The sequence below is a fragment of the Dyella sp. NPDC103356 genome (genome assembly GCF_055584465.1).
Genome location: NZ_JBVJLZ010000004.1, coordinates 366,842 through 384,146, shown reverse-complemented (window position 1 = coordinate 384,146; position 17,305 = coordinate 366,842). Strand labels below are relative to the sequence as shown.

Below are 17,305 nucleotides of genomic sequence, written 5' to 3'. Positions count from 1 at the left end.
TTAAGTCACAACGACCATCGGCTCGATGTTTTCCGCGCGCATTAGCGCGCGGACGCGTTTTCCCCTGAAAGTTTTTCATCTGCTCAGGCCACACGACCAAGGTGTCGCGCGCGCGCGTACGCCCGTCATTTGTATGCACTTAAATTAACAGGACGCGTTGAGCCATGAACCACATCTATCGGCTGTGCTGGAACCGCTCGCTCTCCCAATGGGTTCCCGCTTCGGAGCTGGCACAGAGCAAGCGCGGCGGCATGTCGCGCGGCAATGTCGTCGGACATCGAGTGATGATGCTGTCGCTGCTGTCGGCATCGCTGGGCATGACGGGACTGGCGCACGCGGGCAACGCGCCGACCGGCGGCCAGATCGTGTCCGGCTCCGGCCAGATCCAGCAATCGGGCAACACCACCACCATTCAGCAGAACAGCAAGGTGCTGTCGCTGAACTGGCAGAGCTTCGACGTGGGCGCCGACCAGACGGTGAACTTCCTGCAGCCGGGCGCCAGCTCGATCGCGGTCAACCGCATTCTCGGCAATACCGCGAGCGAGATCTTCGGCCACTTGAATGCCAACGGCCAGGTCTGGCTGATCAATCCGAACGGCGTGCTGTTCGGCCAGGGCGCGCAGGTCAACGTGGGCGGCATCGTTGCCTCGACGCTGGATCTCGATGACAGCACGCTCGGCTCCAACACCGTGCGCTTCAGTGGCGACGGCAAGGGCAAGGTGATCAACCAGGGCAGCATCACCACCGCCAACGGCGGCTATGCCGCGCTGATCGGTAACCAGGTATCGAACCAGGGTGTGATCCGCGCACAGCTCGGTACGGTAGCGCTCGGCGGCGGCAGTGCCGTCACGCTGACCTTCAGCGACAACCACTTGCTGCATCTGGCGGTGGACAAGAGCACGCTGAACAATCTTGCGGAGAACCGCCAGTTGATCGTCGCCGATGGCGGCCAGGTGCTGATGACCGCCGGCGCACGCGACTCGCTGCTGGCCAGCGCGGTCAACAACACCGGTACCGTGCAGGCGCGCAGCGTCCAAAACCATGACGGCGTGATCACTCTGCTTGGCGGCATGGAAGCGGGTACGGTCAATGTCGGCGGCACGCTCGATGCGAGCGCACCGAACGGCGGCAACGGCGGCCAGATCGAAACCTCCGCGGCCAACTTCAAGCTGGCCACCGACGCGAAGATCAACGCCTCCGCAGCAGCTGGCAAGGCAGGCACCTGGTTGGTCGACCCGACCGATCTCACCATCGACACCAACGCGGCCAACACGATCTCCAGCACGCTCAACGGCGGCACCAATGTCGTCGAGCAGACGACGTCGGGCGGCGCCAGCGGCGTCGGCGTGCAGTCGTCGGGTAACGGCGATATCAACGTCAATGCGGCGATCAGCTGGAACAACGCCGCAGCCACGCTGGAGCTGGACGCGTTCCACGACATCAATGTCAACGCGATCATCAACGGCAGCGGCGGGATCGTGATGAACGCGACCTCCGGCACGCTGAGCGTCGGCAATACCGGCGGCCTGTCGGCCGGCACGGGTGCCACGCTCAATGCCGGCAAGTTCACCAACAACGCCGGCGCCAACGCGCTGGGCGCCAAGTGGAACCTGTTCACCGCCAACCCAGCCAGCAATGTGCTTGGTGGCATCACGCCGAACTTCATCCAGTACGGCACCAGCCTGGGCGGTACGCTGCAAGGCAGCGGCAATGGCCTGATCTACAGCACCGCCGCTTCGCTGCAGGTCACCGGCCTGACCGGCACGGTAAGCAAGGTTTACGACAACACCAACGCGGCCAGCTTCAACGGCAGCAACTTCGTCACCAGCGGCCTGCTCAATGGCGACAAGATCGCCACGGCCAGCGGCGGCAGCTACGCGTCGGTCAACGTCGCCAGCGGCATTTCGGTAACCTCGCCCGGTGCGATCGGCAACTTCGTCATCACCGACAGCAGCGGCAACATCCCCGTGTTCGGCTACACGCTGGGTAGCTCGCCGGTCACCGCGGCTGTCGGCCAGATCACGCCCGCGCAGCTGACCGCCAGCATCGTCGGCACGCCGACTAAGACTTACGACGGCACCACCACTGCCACACTGGGCAGCGGTAACTATGTGATCAGCGGCCTGGTCGGTGGACAGACGATCACCGTCAACCAGCCCAACTCGGTCGGCTATGCCAGCGCCGAAGCCGGCGCCGAGCTGATCACCGCCGGCTTCAAGGACACCAACTTCATCGCCGGCATCGGCACGCAGTTGTCCAATTACATCCTGCCGACCGTCGCGACCGGCGCCGGCATGATCAACCCGGCGAACGTGGTCTTGTCGGGCATCCTGGCCGACAGCAAGGTCTATGACGGCAGCACGCTCGCCGGCCTGGATATCAGCAACCAGCACCTGTTCGGCATCATCGCCGGCGACACCGGCAACGTGTCGCTGGTGCAGGGCGTGGGCAACTTCGCCTCGGCCAACGCAGGCAACAACCAGACCGTAACGCTCACGGGTTTCTCGTTAAGCGGCGCCAAGGCAAATGACTACAACCTGGTGCTGCCCACCACCCTGACCGCGAACATCACGCCCAAGGCGCTGACCATCAGCGGCGTGACCGGGACCAATCGCAACTACGACGCGACCACCAACGATGCACTGAACGCCGGCACTGCCGCGCTGCAGGGCCTGGTAGCCGGTGACGCAGGCACGGTGAGCCTCGATAGCAGCGGCGCGACCGGCACCTTTGCCTCGCCCAATGTCGGCAACGGCATCGCGGTCAGCGCCAGCGGTTTCGGGCTGACCGGCGGCGGCGCAGGCAATTACACGCTGACGCAGCCTACCGGGCTGTTCGCCAATATCACGCCGGCACCGTTGACGATCACCTTGATCGGCAACCCGACCAAGACCTACAACGGCACCACCACCGCCGATACCACGGCCGCCAACTGGCAGATCGTCGGCTGGCAGGGTGGCCAGAGCGCGACGCTGGACCAGGTTTCCACAGCCAACTACGCCGGCCCCGACGCCGGCAACAACATCGGCCTGACCGCAACGCTGGAAGCGTCCGACTTCCACCCGGCCAGCGGCACGTCGATGTCCAACTACAGCTTCACCCCCACGGTGACAGGTACCGGCACGATCGCCCAGGCACCGCTGACGATCGGCATCATCAACAACCCGACCAAGGTCTACGACGGCACCGATGTCGCCACGCTCAACGCGGGCAACTTCCAGATCAACGGTTTCCTGCAAGGCCAGGGCGCGACGGTCAACCAGACTGCCGGCACCTATGCCGATCCCAACGTAGGACAGTGGAATGTCACCGCGTTGCTCAGCGCGGCCAACCTGGTCGCCAACGGCGGCACCAATCTCAACAACTATTCGATTCCGAGCGTGGCAGCCGGTACCGGCCAGATCACGCCCGTACCGGTTGCGGGGCTGATCATCGCCGGCCTGGTCGGCGCATCGAAAACCTATGACGGGCTGAACACCATCAGCCTGCTGCCGGCCAATTTCTCCTTCACCGGCCTGTTGAACGGCGACACGGTGTCGATGAACTTTGCCAACCTTACCGGCATCTTCGGCTCGAAGAACGTCGGCACGCAGTCGTTGACCGCCAGCTTCGGCAACGGCGACCTGAGCGTGAACTCGGCCCACCCCGAGGACTACACCCTGCCGACGCAGGCCTTCGGCACCGGCATCATCAATCCGGCGGTGCTGACCGCGCGCATCATCGGCAACCCGACCAAGGTCTACGACGGTACCACCAAGATTTCGCTGGCCGCGGGCAACTACGAACTGGACGGCCTCGTCGCCGGCGAAAGCGGCACCATCACGCCGTCCGCGCAGGTCGATTTCGCGAGCAAGAACGCCGGCAACTGGAACATCGTGGCGCTGTTGGCCACCACTTCGTTCACGCCGGGCGCCGGTACGGATTTCTCCAACTACATCCTGCCGACCCAGGCCCAGGGCATGGGCACGATCCAGCAGGCACCGCTGTTCATCACCGGCGTGAGCGCGCAGAACAAGGTCTACGACACCACTGACGCGGCCACGCTCAACGTCGGCGGCGCGCAGATGCAAGGCCTGGTCACCGCAGACGTGGGCAATGTCACGCTCAATACAGCGAACACCGGCCATTTCGCCACCGCGAACGCCGGTACCGGTATTGCCGTTACGCCCGGCACGTTCTCGCTCTCGGGTAGCGAGGCGGCCAACTACAACCTGCAGCAGCCGGCCAACCTGTTTGCGAACATCACGCCGGCACCGTTGACCGTCTCGGGCATCAGCATCGATCCGAGCAAGGTCTACGACGGCACTACGGGTGTCGGCATTCATGGCACCGCCGCGCTCAACGGCCTGCTCGGTGGCGACGCGGCATCGGTGCAGCTGGTCACGGCCGATGCCGATGCCAATACGCGCACCGCCGATGTCGGCAACAATCTCTCGGTGCTGTTCGGCGGCTACTCGCTGACCGGCACGCTGGCTGGCAACTACGCGCTGAGCCAGCCGGCAAGCAGCACGATCAACATCACACCGCGTGCACTTACCGCCTCGATCATCGGCGACCCGACCAAGGCCTACGACGGCAGCACCTCGACCACGCTGACCGCGGCCAACTACGAGCTCGACGGCTTCGTCGCCGGCCAGGGCGCCACCGTGCCGCAGTCGGCTACCGCCAACTACATCACCCAGAACGCGGGTACCGGCATCACGGTCAATTCGACCCTGGTGGTATCCGACTTTGTCGCAGGCGCGGGCACCAACCTGGCCAACTACATCCTGCCGACCGCCGCCACCGGCACCGGCACGATCACCAAGGCGATCATCAACCTGACCGCCACGCGCGTCTACGACGGTACCGCCGCTGCCGATGCTTCGCTGTTTGCGCCGGGCGGCACCATTGCCGGTGTCGATGGCGAAGTGATCAAGCTCACCGGCTCGGCCAACGTGGTGGACAAGAACGTCGGCAATCAGAAAGCCTTTGCCGATTTCGGTAGCCTGGCCCTGGTCGACAACGGCACCACCCTGGCCTCGAACTACACCCTGGTCGGCGGTATCGACTGGGTGACGATCACGCCGCGCGCGCTGACCGCCACCTTTGGCGCAGACGACAAGACCTACGACGGCAATGCCAACGCAACACTGACAGGTGCCGCGCTGGAAGCCGCCAACGGCAATCGCGGCCTGGTCGCCGGCGATCTGGTGACATTGAACAACACCGGCAACGGCAGCTTCAGCGACAAGAACGCCGGCACCAACAAGACCGTCACCGGCAACATGACGATCTCCGGCAACGATGCCGGCAACTACGTGTTCACCCAGGGCACGGCCCTGGCCGACATTTCTCAGAAGCACCTCACGGTCGGTGCAACCGGGCACGACAAGGAATACGACGGCACGACGACGGCCCAGGTCGACCTCAGTAGCGCTGGCGTGGTCGGCGGCGACAACATCAGCTTCAATGACAGCGCCGCCAACTTCGCCAGCAAGAACGTCGGCAACAACATCGGTATCTCGGTCACCGGCATCACCGCCAACGGCGGCGACGCGGGCAACTACGTGCTGGACAACACCTCGGCCGCGACCCAGGCCAACATCACGCCGCGCGAAATCCACCTGACCGGTTCGCGCGTGTACGACGCACTGACCGATGCCAATGCCGCGGTGTTCATGAGCGGCGGCCAGCTCGCCACCGGCGTCGCCGGCGAGACCCTGGTGGTCACCGGTGCCGGCAGCCTTGCCGACAAGAACGTGGGCAACAACAAGACCGTGGCTCTCGGCACTCTGGGCCTGGGCGACGGTACCAACGGTGGCCTGTCCAGCAACTACGTGCTGGACGATGCCAAGCTGACCGTGACCAAGGCACAGCTCGATGCCGACTTCACCGCCGATAGCAGGGTTTACGACGGCACCACCCACGCCACCATCCATGTCTCCTCGCTCAATGGCGTGCTGGGCACCGATGACGTCACGCTCAACGACCAGGTCGACGGCCACTTCAGCGACAAGAATGTCGGCAACGGCAAGACCGTTACCGATGACATTACGGTGCAAGGCGGCGATGCCGGCAATTACAACTTTGTGCACGGCACCGCTACGGCCAGCATCACCCCGCTGGCGATCACGGTGACCGCGACTGGCACCAATCGCGCCTACAACGGCTTGACCCACGATAACGTCAGTTTGACCGCCAATGGCCTGGTCGGCGGCGACAGCCTGACCTTCACCGCCGGCGCTTCGGATTTCGGCGACGCCAACGTCGCGGACGGCAAAACGGTGGCGGTCACCGGTATCAGCACCAGCAGCGCCGGCGCGAGCAACTACACGTTCAACACCAGCACGACCACCACCGCCAACGTCACACCGTTCATCATCAACTTGAGCGGCACGCGCGTCTACGACGGCCTGACCGATGTCAGCTCATCGCTGTTCGGCGCAGGCGGCGTGCTCACCGGTGTCAACGGCGAAACGCTCACTCTTAGCGGCAATTCCAACGTCGCCGACAAGAACGTGGCCAACGGCAAGGTGTTCGACGGTGCCGGCGACATGACGCTGGGCGGTCGCAACGGCTCGCTTTCGAGCAACTACGAGATCGGCACGTCGACGCTGAATATCACGCCGCTAGCGATCACCGTGGGCGCGACCGGTTCGAACAAGGTCTACGACGGCAACAACGTGGCCGGCGTGACCCTGGCCGGCAGCGGCGTCCTCGCCGGCGACACGATCGGCTTCAGCGACGGTAGCGCCACCTATAGCGACAAGAATGTCGCCAACGGCAAGACCATCACCGTGACCGGCATCACCGCCAACGGCGCCGATGCAAACAACTACAGCTTCAACAACGCCACCACGACCACCGGCGATATCACCCCGTTGGCGATCACCGGCGTGATCACCGCCGACAACAAGGTGTACGACGCCGGTCTCGGCGCGACCACCCACGGTACGTTGACCGGCGTGCTGGCCGGCGACAATGTCACCTTCGATACCAGCGGCCAGTTCGGCGACAAGAATGTGGCCAACGGCAAGACGGTCACGGTCGCCGGCACGCTCGATGGCGGCGATGCGGGCAACTACACCTTCACCTCCAATACCACCACGACCGCCAACATCACGCCGCTGACGATCCTTGTCGGCGCCTCCGCCAACAACAAGGTCTACGACGGCAACAACGCGGCCGTCACCGCGCTGAACAGCACCGGCGTCCTGGCCGGCGACACGGTGGACTTCAGCGGCGACCCCGGTACGTTCAGCGACAAGAACGTGGCCAACGGCAAGACCGTCACCGTCAATGGCATCACAGCGAGTGGCGCCGATGCAGGCAACTACAGCTTCAACAACACCGCCACCACGACGGCCGACATCACGCCACTGGCGGTCACCGTCGGCATTACCGCCAACAACAAGGTCTACGACGGCAACAATGCGGCCGTTATCGCGTCGCTCGGCAGCACGGGCATCCTGGCTGGCGACACGGTGAACTTCAGCGGCGATCCGGGCACCTTCAGCGACAAGAACGTGGCCAACGGCAAGACCGTCACGGTCGACGGCATCGTTGCCGGTGGCGCCGATGCGGGCAACTACACCTTCAACAACACCGCCACCACCACCGCCAACATCACCCCGCTGGCGATCACCGTGGGCGCGACCGCCAACAACAAAATCTACGACGGCACCACCGCGGCCACCGCCACGGTGAGCAGCGGCGGCGTGCTGGCCGGCGACACGGTGGACTTCACCGCCGGCTCGGCGGCTTTCGGCGACAAGAACGTAGCCAACGGCAAGACCGTCACGGTCGACGGCATCACCGCCACAGGTACCGATGCGGGCAATTACACCTTCAACACCGATACCACCACCACGGCCAACATCACTCCGCTGGCGATTACCGGCACGATCGTCGCGGGCAACAAGGTGTATGACGGCAATACCAACGCCAGCGTGAGTGGCAGCCTCAACGGTGTCATCGCGGGCGACCAGGTCGGTATCGTCAGTAGCGGCAATTTCCAGGACAAGAACGCCGGCAACGGCAAGACCGTCGACGTGAACGGCAACTTGAACGGTGGCGATGCCGGCAACTACACCCTGACAACCAACACCACGACGACCGCCAACATCACGCCGGTCGTGCTCGACCTCACCGGCACGCGCACTTACGACGGCACCACCGGTGCCGCCGGCAACCTGTTCGGCAACAACGGCGTGCTCACCGGCGTGAATGGCGAGACGCTGACGTTGACCGGCACGGATACGGTGTCGGACAAGAACGTCGGCTCCCAGAAAGCCTTCGCCAATGGCGGCCTGGGCGGCTTCACCCTGACCGGCAACGGTTCGGCACTGGGCAGCAACTACACGCTCACCGGCGGGACCGACTGGCTGACGATCACGCCGGCCACCTTGACCGTGATCGGCACGCAGACGACCAATCGCGTTTACGACGGCACCCGTACCGATGCGCTGAGCGGTTCGATGCTGTCGGGCCTGTTCGGCAACGATGACGTCACGCTGGGCAATACCGCGACCGGCCTGTTCGACACCAAGAATGTCGGCAACGACAAGACGGTGACCACCGCGATGACCATCAGCGGCGGCGATATGGGCAACTACATCCTGGTCCAGCCGACCGGCCTTACCGCCGATGTGACGCCGCGCCCGGTGAACATTACCGCGACCGGCACGAACAAGATGTTCGACGGCAATACGAAGGACACGGTCACGCTGAGCAGCGACGGCGTGCTGGGCGGCGACCAGGTGAGTTTCGCCGGGACCGGTGCCAACTTCAGCGATCCCAACGTGGGCAACGGCAAGACCGTTACGGTCACCGGTATCGCCGGCTCGGGCGCGGATGCGGGCAACTATGTCGTCGTCGATCCGACCACGACCACGACCGCAAACATCACCGGTGCCCAGGCTTCCGCCTTCGGTGTCGACGATGGTCTGCTCGCACAGTTGCAAGGCGCGGTTGGGCCTTCGGCGATCGCCACGCCCTACGGCGTCGCCGATCAGGACGTCGTGGGCTCGTTCACCGGCAACCAGAAAAAAGAACACCGTCCGAACGAGCGTAACCGTGCACGCACCGACTTCCATTCCGGGCTCGCGCTCAAGGTGGTCGATGGCGGCGTGCAGATGCCAGTGAATGCGATGCCATGAGCCATTCACCGATGACGTCCCGCGCCAAGCGCCCCTCGCATCCATTGAGCCTTAGAACGAATCTTATGAACCCGAAGTCCAAACCCGCACCGCGCCTCACCCTGCTCTGCTCCATGCTGTCGCTCGGCTTGTGGGGCACCGCAGTGCATGCGCAGGTCGCCGTGCCGCAGACACAGCTGCCGAGCAGCGGTCAGCTGTTGCAGCAAGTGCCCCAGCCGATTACCTCGCCGTCATCGGACCTGGACCTGAAGATGCAGCGTCCGCAGCGCCAGCGTGCGCAGGATACGCAGCCGTTCCTGGTGCGCTCGATCGAGATCAGCGGTAACACCTTGCTGCCGACCGACCAGCTGCATGCGCTGGTCGCCAGCGGCGAAGGCAAGCAGCTCAGCCTGAACGACCTCGACGACCTGGCCGACAAGATCAGCACCGCCTATCAGCACGCCGGCTATCCGCTGACCCGCGCCTATGTGCCGGCGCAAACGCTGCGCGAAGGCACGGTGCGCATCGCCGTGGTGGAAGCGCGCTATGGCAAGGTCGTACTGCAGAACGACAGCGCCGTATCCAACGGCCCGCTCGACGCGACCTTGTCGCCGCTGCAGCCCGGCCAGCCGGTGAGCAACTATCAGCTTGAGCGCAGCCTGCTGTTGTTGTCGGACATCCCGGGTGCGCTGACCGGTTCGGTGGTGCGCCCTGGCGACGAGCCCGGCACCTCCGACCTGCTGGTCAATGTCGCCTCCGCGCCGCGTTATACCGGCACGGTGGGCCTGGACGATTTCGGCAATAGCTATACCGGCCGTGCACGCCTGGGCGGCAACTTCGATATCAACGGCCTGCTGCACCAGGGCGACCTGCTCGACTTCAGCGCGCTCACGTCCGGCGGCGGCATGAACTATTTCCAGGCCGGTTACCGTTATCTGCTCAATGGCCAGGGCACCACGCTGCGCGCCGCCGTATCGACGCTGCACTATCACCTGGAAAACGGACTGGAGCCGCTGGATGCGCATGGCTCGGCGCTGGTCGGCAGCCTGACCTTGTCGCAACCGTTCGTCCGCAACACCGCCTTCAACCTTTATGGTCAGATCGAGTTCGATCACAAGCTGTTGAAGGACGATATCGAGGCAGCGTTCGTCGATACCGATCGTCACGCCAATGTGTGGGTGGGGACGCTGGCCGGCGACCAGCGCGACTCGACCGGTATCACCAACTTCAATATCAGCGGTTCGTACGGCAAGATCACCTACACCGATCTCCTGTCCGAATTCATCGATGCACTGACCGCACGCACCGCCGGCACGTACACCAAGTTCAGCGGCTCGATCTCGCGCCTGCAGCAGCTGGACCCGAACAACGCCTTCTACTTCGGCTACACCGCACAGTGGTCGAACAAGAACCTCGATACCTCCGAGCAGTTCTATCTCGGCGGCCCGAACACCGTACGTGGTTACGACGTCGGCGCGCTGGCCGGCTCGCAGGGCAACCTGTTCACCGTCGAATACCGCCACGACTTTTCGCTACCGCAGGTGCCGGGCCGTTGGCAGGTTGCCTTGTTTGCCGATACCGGCCGCGTGCAGGTGTACAAGAACCCGTTCATCGACGGCGTCAACAGCGGCCGCGTCAGCAGCGCGGGTATCGGCCTGCATTGGGCCGCCACGGACAACTGGGTCGTCAACGCCAGCGCCTCCAAGCCGATCGGCAACACGCCGGAGCTGCTGGGCAACAATCCCGATACCAAGACGCGGTTCTGGGTGCAGGTGCAGAAAGCGTTCTACTGAGTCGCTTAGCGAAGCACAGCACATCGAGAGCCGGCAACGAAAGTTGCCGGCTTTTTTTATGCCGTGTGCAAGTAGATACACCCGCCCCCTTAGTGCCTCGAATGACCTCCGTCTTCATCGTCGCCCCGGCGAACGCCGGGGCCCAGCGCCTTTCGCACGCTGAACGTAAGGCACTGGATCCCGGCGTTCGCCGGGACGACGGCCAGGAGAAGTTTTTAGAGAACTCTGCTCATCGCATTCAGTGCCCTAGTCACTGACAGTCAGCGGATATCACGATAAATCATTGATAGTGAAACTTTTTTTCTTATCCCGACGAAATAAACCTGACGCTCATACGTCAGACACACAACGACAGCGCCATGCGGGCGCGGCGTTACCCCCATTCGAAGAGATAGGAGAACCATCATGCGTAGCTTCACTTCCATCGTCTCGCGCCCGGCCGCCCTTTTTGTCGGCGTCGCCCTGGCCTTTGCCGCCGCTTCAACCAGCGCTGCCACGATCAAGCCCACCTCGATCAAGAACATCGTGCTGGTGCATGGTGCGTTCGTGGATGGTTCGGGCTGGCGCCCGGTGTACGACATCCTCACGCGCGACGGCTACAAGGTGACCCTGGTGCAGGAACCGCTGACGTCAGTAGCGGATGATGTTCAGGCGACCAAGCGCGTGCTCGATACGATCGACGGCCCGGTCGTGCTGGTAGGCCATAGCTATGGCGGCACCATCGTCACCGAAGCGGGCGTCGACCCGAAGGTGAAAGCCCTGGTGTATATCGCGGCGCACGCGCCGGATGCCGGCGAAACCGAGGTAGGCAACGGTCAGCGTTTTCCCGCGCTTGCACAGAAGCCGCTGAAGACGCCCGATGGTTTTCTGTATCTCGACCCGGCTCGCTTCTATCAGGACTTCGCCGCCGACCTGCCGCAGAAGCAGGCCGAGTTCGAAGCGCAGTCGCAGATGCTGACCGCGGCGAAGGTGTTCTCCACGCCGGTGCAGAACGTGGCATGGAAGACCAAGCCCAGCTGGTACATGGTGGCGCAGAGTGACCGCATCATCAGCCCCGATCTGGAACGCATGTACGCCAAGCGCGCGGGCAGCCACACCGTCGAGGCCAAGGGCGCCAGCCATTCGGTCTACGAATCGCAGCCCAAGGAAGTAGCCAAGCTGATCGAGGAAGCCGCCAACGGCACGGATCCGGCCAATGCCAATGCAAGCGGCGGCTCCTTGCCGACGCCGCCGGATGCCTGGGCTACCAACACGGCGGTTTATGAGCAGTGATCTGGAGAAGTCGCGCCGCGAGGCGCGACTTCCTGCCCTCAGGCAATGGTCGGTGTGATCCCGCCGTCCGCGCGCAACGCCGCACCATTGGTGGCCGACGACAGCGGGCTGGCAACGTAGGCGACGAGGCTGGCGATTTCTTCGGCCTCGATCATGCGCTGGATCAATGAGGTCGGACGCTCCTTGGCAAAGAACTCTTTCTCGATGACGTCCGGCCTGGCGTTCGGATTGCTGGTCACGCTCTTCATGAAATCGACGATACCTTCCGAACGCGTCGTACCCGGCAGCACGGTGTTCACGGTGACGTTGCCACCCTTGGTCAATGCAGCCATGCCACGCGAGATCGCCAGCTGTGCGGTCTTGGTCATGCCGTAGTGGATCATGTCTGGCGGCACCATCAGGCCCGATTCGCTGGCAATGAAGATCACCCTGCCCCAGTTGCGCGCAAGCATGCCCGGAAAGTAGCGCTGCGACAGACGCGCACCGCTGAGCACGTTCACTTCGAAGAATCGGCGCCAGTCGTCGTCCGTGATCTTCTCGAACGGCTTGGATTCGTAGATACCCAGGTTGTTGACCAGGATGTCGACCTCGGGCTGTGCCTTGAGCAGAACGTCCGCGCCTTCGGCAGTGACCGGGTCGGCCACGATGCCGCGCACATTTGCGCCGCCGGATGCACGGATATCGGCCAGGGCCTGATCGAGCTTGGCCTGGTTGCGACCGGCGATGATTACTTCGGCGCCTTCCTGCGCCAGCTTGCGCGCGATTTCCAGGCCGATGCCGGCGGTCGAGCCGGTGACGAGTGCGGTCTTGCCGTTGAGCTTGAGGTCCATGATGTGTCTCTCTATGAAAGGAGTTCGGTCAATCCCACACCGGTGCAAGACCGGGCGGGCTGACAATGCGGCCGTCTTTGCGCGCCAAGGCGCGAATCGCCGTCATCTCGGCGTCGGAAAGTTCAAAGTCGAAGATCGCCGCGTTGCTCGCTGCGCGCTCTTCGCTCACCGTCTTGGAAAGTGCCATCACGCCGTCGTGCTGAATCAGCCAGCGCAGCACGACCTGCGCAACGCTCTTGCCGTGGCTGGCGGCGATGCTCTTTAGCACCACATCGTCGAAGACCTTGCCGTCGGCCATCGCGTAATACGCCGTCACGCTCATGCGGGCACGGCGAGCGGCTTCATGGACGATCGTCTGATCGATGTAGGGATGCCACTCGACCTGGTTGGTGACTAGCGGCGTTTTGCTCAATCCCTCGGCCTCGGCCATCAATGCGGTGGAAAAATTGCTGACGCCGATGTGTCGTGTCTTGCCGGCGGCTTGTACGGCATTCAAGGCCTCGATCTGCTCGGCCAGGGGTACCTTGTCGTTGGGCCAGTGCAGCAGAAGCAGGTCGACATGATCGGTCCTGAGCTTGCGCAGGCTTTCGTCGACCGAGCGCTCAAAGGCATCACGACGATAGTTGTCCACCCACACCTTCGTGGTCAGGAACACCTCATCGCGCGGTACGCCCGAATGCGCGAAGCCCTCGCCCACTTCGGCTTCGTTGCCGTAAATCTGCGCCGTATCGATATGCCGATAACCGAGCTTGAGCACCGCCGGCAACATGCGCAGCACGTCCGCGCCTGGCATGCGGAAGGTGCCGAAACCGAGGGCCGGAATCGATGCACCATTGGCCTGGACTATTTTCATGAGGGAGTCCTTCTTGAAAAGATACGATGCAGCTTAGCCATGGCATTGGCTGCTTAGAATCCGCTCGCAATTCGCATTACTTTGTCATTGAATGACATAATCAACCCATGAGCGATCAACGTGCCTGGGAAATGCGGGTTTTCCTGCAGGTGGCCCACACCGGCAGCTTCAGCGGCGCCGGACGGGTGGTAAATATGACGCCATCCTCCACCGCCAAGCTGATCACCCGGATCGAACAACGGCTCGGTGTACGCCTGGTCGAACGCTCGACCCGACGCCTGCGCCTCACCGCCGAAGGCGAGCTCTACCGTGAGCGCGCCGAGGCGCTGCTTGGCGAACTGGATGGCCTCGATGCGGAGGTGGCGGGTGAAGCTCGATCTCCTGCCGGCCTGATCCGCATCAATGTTTCGGTACCCTTCGGGCGGCACGCCCTGATGCCGTTGCTACCGGCTTTCAGCGCAGCCTTTCCTGCAGTGCGGCTCGATCTCACCGTCACCGACGATGTGGTCGATCTCTACGCGGCGCAGGCGGACATCGCCTTTCGTATCGGCCCGCTCAGCGATTCTGGGCTGCTTGCGGTGAGCCTGGGACAGACGCGCCGTCGCATTGTGGCGTCGCCTGCCTATCTCGCCGCGCACGGCACACCCAGACAGGCGGCCGACCTCGAACAGCACAACTGCCTGGGCTTCAATTTTCGCCGTGCGGCCAGCGTGTGGCCGCTGCGTAGCGGTGGGCGCCTAGTGGATCGCGAAGTGCATGGATCGATCGTTGCCAACAATGGCGAAACTGTGCGGCATCTGGCGGTGCTCGGCATGGGATTGGCGCGACTGGGCGAGTTTCATGTGCGCGCGGATCTGCGCGCCGGGCGATTGGTCACGGTGCTGGATGATGTAATCGCCGACAGCGAATCGATTCATGCACTTTATCTGGGGAGCAAGCGTGCGCCGCGGCGGATCAGGGCGTTTCTGGATTTCATGACGCCGCGGCTGCGGACGTTTCTGATAGAGCCGGCGGGAAACATCGGATAGCCGCATTCGTGTTCCGCATCGAACACGACGGGCACGCGACGATACAATCACCGCATGAAGACCGTCGCTTATCGCAGCCCTGGCCGATGGGCCTGCCTGCTGGCACTGGCCTGGCTCGCCGGTTGCGCCCAGGTGCCAACACACAACCCGCTGGCGCAATGGGTACCATCCCCAAACCACGACATTCGCCGACCGGTACTGATCGTGCTGCACGCCACCGAGCAACGCTCGGTGCAGGCCAGCCTTGAGACGCTGCGCACGCGCAATAGCGGCGGCCCGGTCAGCGCACACTATCTGATCGGCAGCGACGGCACGATCTATCAGCTGGTCGCCGACGAACAACGTGCCTGGCATGCCGGGGCAGGGCGCTGGGGCACGATTACCGACGTCAACTCCGCATCGCTCGGTATCGAACTGGACAATGACGCGCAGTCGCCATACACCGCCGCGCAGATCGACAGCCTGCTGCGACTGCTCAACGACCTCACTACGCGCTGGCGCATTCCGCGCACGCAGATTATCGGCCACGAAGATCTCGCGCCGGACCGCAAGAACGATCCCGGACTGCTGTTTCCCTGGCAGCAGCTTGCCAATGCGGGTTTCGGCCTATGGCCTAAGCTGCCGCTGATCGATCCGCCGGCGGGATTCGACCCGTGGATGGCACTGAGCGCCATCGGTTATCCGCTGGACCATCGCGACGCAGTGGTACGCGCCTTTCATCGCCATTTTCGCGGCATCGACGGCGATGCGCTCGATGCGCAGGATCTGCGCCTGCTTTATGCCTTGTCGCGCCAGCTCAATGGAGAGTCCACTGCAGAGCCATGAGCGACGAAGTTGGCTATCCGCAGTTTGCCTCGCGCGGACGCGCTTATGTCTACGTCTTGCCGTGTCGCGACGAAGATCTGCTGAAGCTTGGCTTTTCGCGTGACCCATTCACCCGCTTTCACACGCTGCATCGGCGCTTCTACGAGTTCTTCGATCTCGACCGCGGCTTGCTGATCGAAGTCGATCGTGTCTCCGACGCTCGCCGCATCGAACGTCGCTTTATCGACACATGGATCGAAAACCGCGCGCCTGCGCCATTGGTCGTGCGCGAAGCCGCAGCCGGCTACACCGAGTGGTATCGCGGCATCTATCCAGAGATCACCGCACTGGCACAGCAGCTTGCCGAGGACGCGGGCCACACGCTGCATCGACCTTTGCGCCCGTGGCTGCGCTCGCTGCTGGAAGAGCGTGTCGACTGGCTCTACGAGGGCAGCGCGAGGATGCTTGAACAAGTAGAGTACGAGCGCTTTCACGGCGATCCGAAGCGCCCTCTGCAACGGGCCTTGCTGAACGTGCTCGACATGTACCGAAGCATCGGACTGCCACTCGAACGACTCGTTCCCGACGAAGTACTACGGTGGTACGAACATGGCGATCATCCGCTGCACGGATAAGCTTCAACTCACGCGAAATACCGACACGTCTTCGCACACCGGGCAGCGATAGGTCTGCAATTCCGTATCGGTGGCTTCGTTCTTGCGCTCGCGATTGGCGGGAGCTTCCGGATCGTAGCGCTCCATTTCCACCTTCTGTCCAGCTTGCTTGCAGGTCTCACATAGCACCGCACCCTTGGGTAGCGGCGTGGGATGTTCGTTAGCCATGGGCTTCTCCTCGACGACAACGCATACACCGTAGGCCTCCATGCGTTGATGCTGCGTGCACGTCGAATCAACGCGACGCTCCGGCCGACAAGACGATGCTTCACTTACCTTGTCCATCAAGAACGGAGAACATCATGCTTAAACCGATGATGATCAGCGCTGCGCTCGCATTGGTATTCGCCGCGAGTGGAGCTGTCGCGCAGAGCAGTACACCAGCGAGCACGCCGAGCACCGCCAGTAAGACCGGTGGTGATGCCATGTTCGTCAAGAACGCCAGCGCCGCCGGTGTCGCGGAGGTGGCACTGGGCAAGCTCGGCCAGTCGCAAGGCCAATCCGACCAGGTGAAGCAGTTCGGTGCGCAGATGGTAAAAGATCACACATCGGCGAACGACGAACTGAGCTCGATCGCCAGCGAAAAAGGTCTGATCGTCGCTACCGATCCTTCGGCCAAGGATGCCGCGGCTGCCAAGGCCATCGGTGCCAGGCAAGGTACGGCTTTCGATACCGCTTTCAGCCGAAAGATGCTGGCGGACCACAAACAGGCGGTGGCGTTGTTCACCAAGGAAGCCGATAGCGGCAAGGACTCGGACTTGAAAGCGTTCGCCGCCAAGACGCTGCCGACGCTCAAGCATCATCTGGAGATGGCGCAGGCGTTGCCCAAAGGTTCAAGCGACAAATCCCCCGCGGATACCGCCAAGTAAGCGCATCCGTAGATCGCATTCGTAGATCGCATTTTTTTGCGTCCCGGACTTCAACCCCTCCCG

Annotated in this window: 10 protein-coding genes; 7 read left to right on the top strand and 3 right to left on the bottom strand. The window is 63.2% G+C overall.

Going from position 1 to position 17,305, the window contains the following annotated elements:
- Positions 1-164 precede the first annotated feature (164 nt).
- The 3 genes from ACZ6WW_RS11590 (at position 165) to ACZ6WW_RS11580 (ending at position 12,184) form a co-directional block, all read left to right on the top strand.
- Positions 165-9,140 carry a YDG domain-containing protein gene (locus ACZ6WW_RS11590; RefSeq protein WP_465274315.1) on the top strand — a complete coding sequence of 2,992 codons (8,976 nt, stop codon included), beginning with the start codon at positions 165-167 and terminating at the stop codon, positions 9,138-9,140.
- A 65-nt stretch (positions 9,141-9,205) separates the two neighbouring features.
- Positions 9,206-10,912, top strand: a complete 1,707-nt coding sequence (locus ACZ6WW_RS11585; protein WP_465274314.1) for a ShlB/FhaC/HecB family hemolysin secretion/activation protein — start codon at positions 9,206-9,208, stop codon at positions 10,910-10,912.
- A 405-nt stretch (positions 10,913-11,317) separates the two neighbouring features.
- Complete coding sequence (locus tag ACZ6WW_RS11580) at positions 11,318-12,184, top strand: alpha/beta hydrolase (protein ID WP_465274313.1); 867 nt, start codon at positions 11,318-11,320, stop codon at positions 12,182-12,184.
- 38 nt (positions 12,185-12,222) lie between these two features.
- Here the strand turns inward: ACZ6WW_RS11580 and ACZ6WW_RS11575 are convergent, their stop codons facing one another.
- Together ACZ6WW_RS11575 and ACZ6WW_RS11570 are read right to left on the bottom strand one after the other, a co-directional pair.
- Positions 12,223-13,014 carry an SDR family NAD(P)-dependent oxidoreductase gene (locus ACZ6WW_RS11575; protein WP_465274312.1) on the bottom strand — a complete coding sequence of 264 codons (792 nt, stop codon included), beginning with the start codon at positions 13,012-13,014 and terminating at the stop codon, positions 12,223-12,225.
- Positions 13,015-13,042: 28 nt separating this feature from the next.
- On the bottom strand, positions 13,043-13,867 hold the full coding sequence (locus tag ACZ6WW_RS11570) for an aldo/keto reductase (protein ID WP_465274311.1): 825 nt from the start codon (positions 13,865-13,867) through the stop codon (positions 13,043-13,045).
- Positions 13,868-13,974: 107 nt separating this feature from the next.
- On the opposite strand from ACZ6WW_RS11570, the gene ACZ6WW_RS11565 reads away from it, so the two are divergent.
- From ACZ6WW_RS11565 to ACZ6WW_RS11555, 3 genes are read left to right on the top strand one after another with little or no spacing between them, the layout of a single operon-like run.
- Positions 13,975-14,895 carry a LysR family transcriptional regulator gene (locus tag ACZ6WW_RS11565; RefSeq protein WP_465274310.1) on the top strand — a complete coding sequence of 307 codons (921 nt, stop codon included), beginning with the start codon at positions 13,975-13,977 and terminating at the stop codon, positions 14,893-14,895.
- A 54-nt stretch (positions 14,896-14,949) separates the two neighbouring features.
- Entirely contained in the window at positions 14,950-15,720 is a 771-nt protein-coding gene (locus tag ACZ6WW_RS11560; protein ID WP_465274309.1) for an N-acetylmuramoyl-L-alanine amidase, read from the top strand.
- The gene (locus ACZ6WW_RS11555; RefSeq protein WP_465274308.1) at positions 15,717-16,334 is read left to right on the top strand and encodes a GIY-YIG nuclease family protein; all 618 of its coding nucleotides are present in this window, start codon (positions 15,717-15,719) and stop codon (positions 16,332-16,334) included. Before ACZ6WW_RS11560 ends, ACZ6WW_RS11555 begins: the two co-directional genes overlap by 4 nt.
- 3 nt (positions 16,335-16,337) lie before the next feature.
- Here the strand turns inward: ACZ6WW_RS11555 and ACZ6WW_RS11550 are convergent, their stop codons facing one another.
- Positions 16,338-16,541, bottom strand: a complete 204-nt coding sequence (locus ACZ6WW_RS11550; RefSeq protein ID WP_281851038.1) for a hypothetical protein — start codon at positions 16,539-16,541, stop codon at positions 16,338-16,340.
- A 134-nt stretch (positions 16,542-16,675) separates the two neighbouring features.
- Here ACZ6WW_RS11550 and ACZ6WW_RS11545 point away from each other — a divergent pair, with 134 nt between their 5' ends.
- Positions 16,676-17,242 (top strand): DUF4142 domain-containing protein, encoded by a 567-nt coding sequence (locus ACZ6WW_RS11545; protein WP_465274307.1) that lies wholly within the window; start codon positions 16,676-16,678, stop codon positions 17,240-17,242.
- The last annotated feature ends 63 nt before the right edge of the window (positions 17,243-17,305 follow it).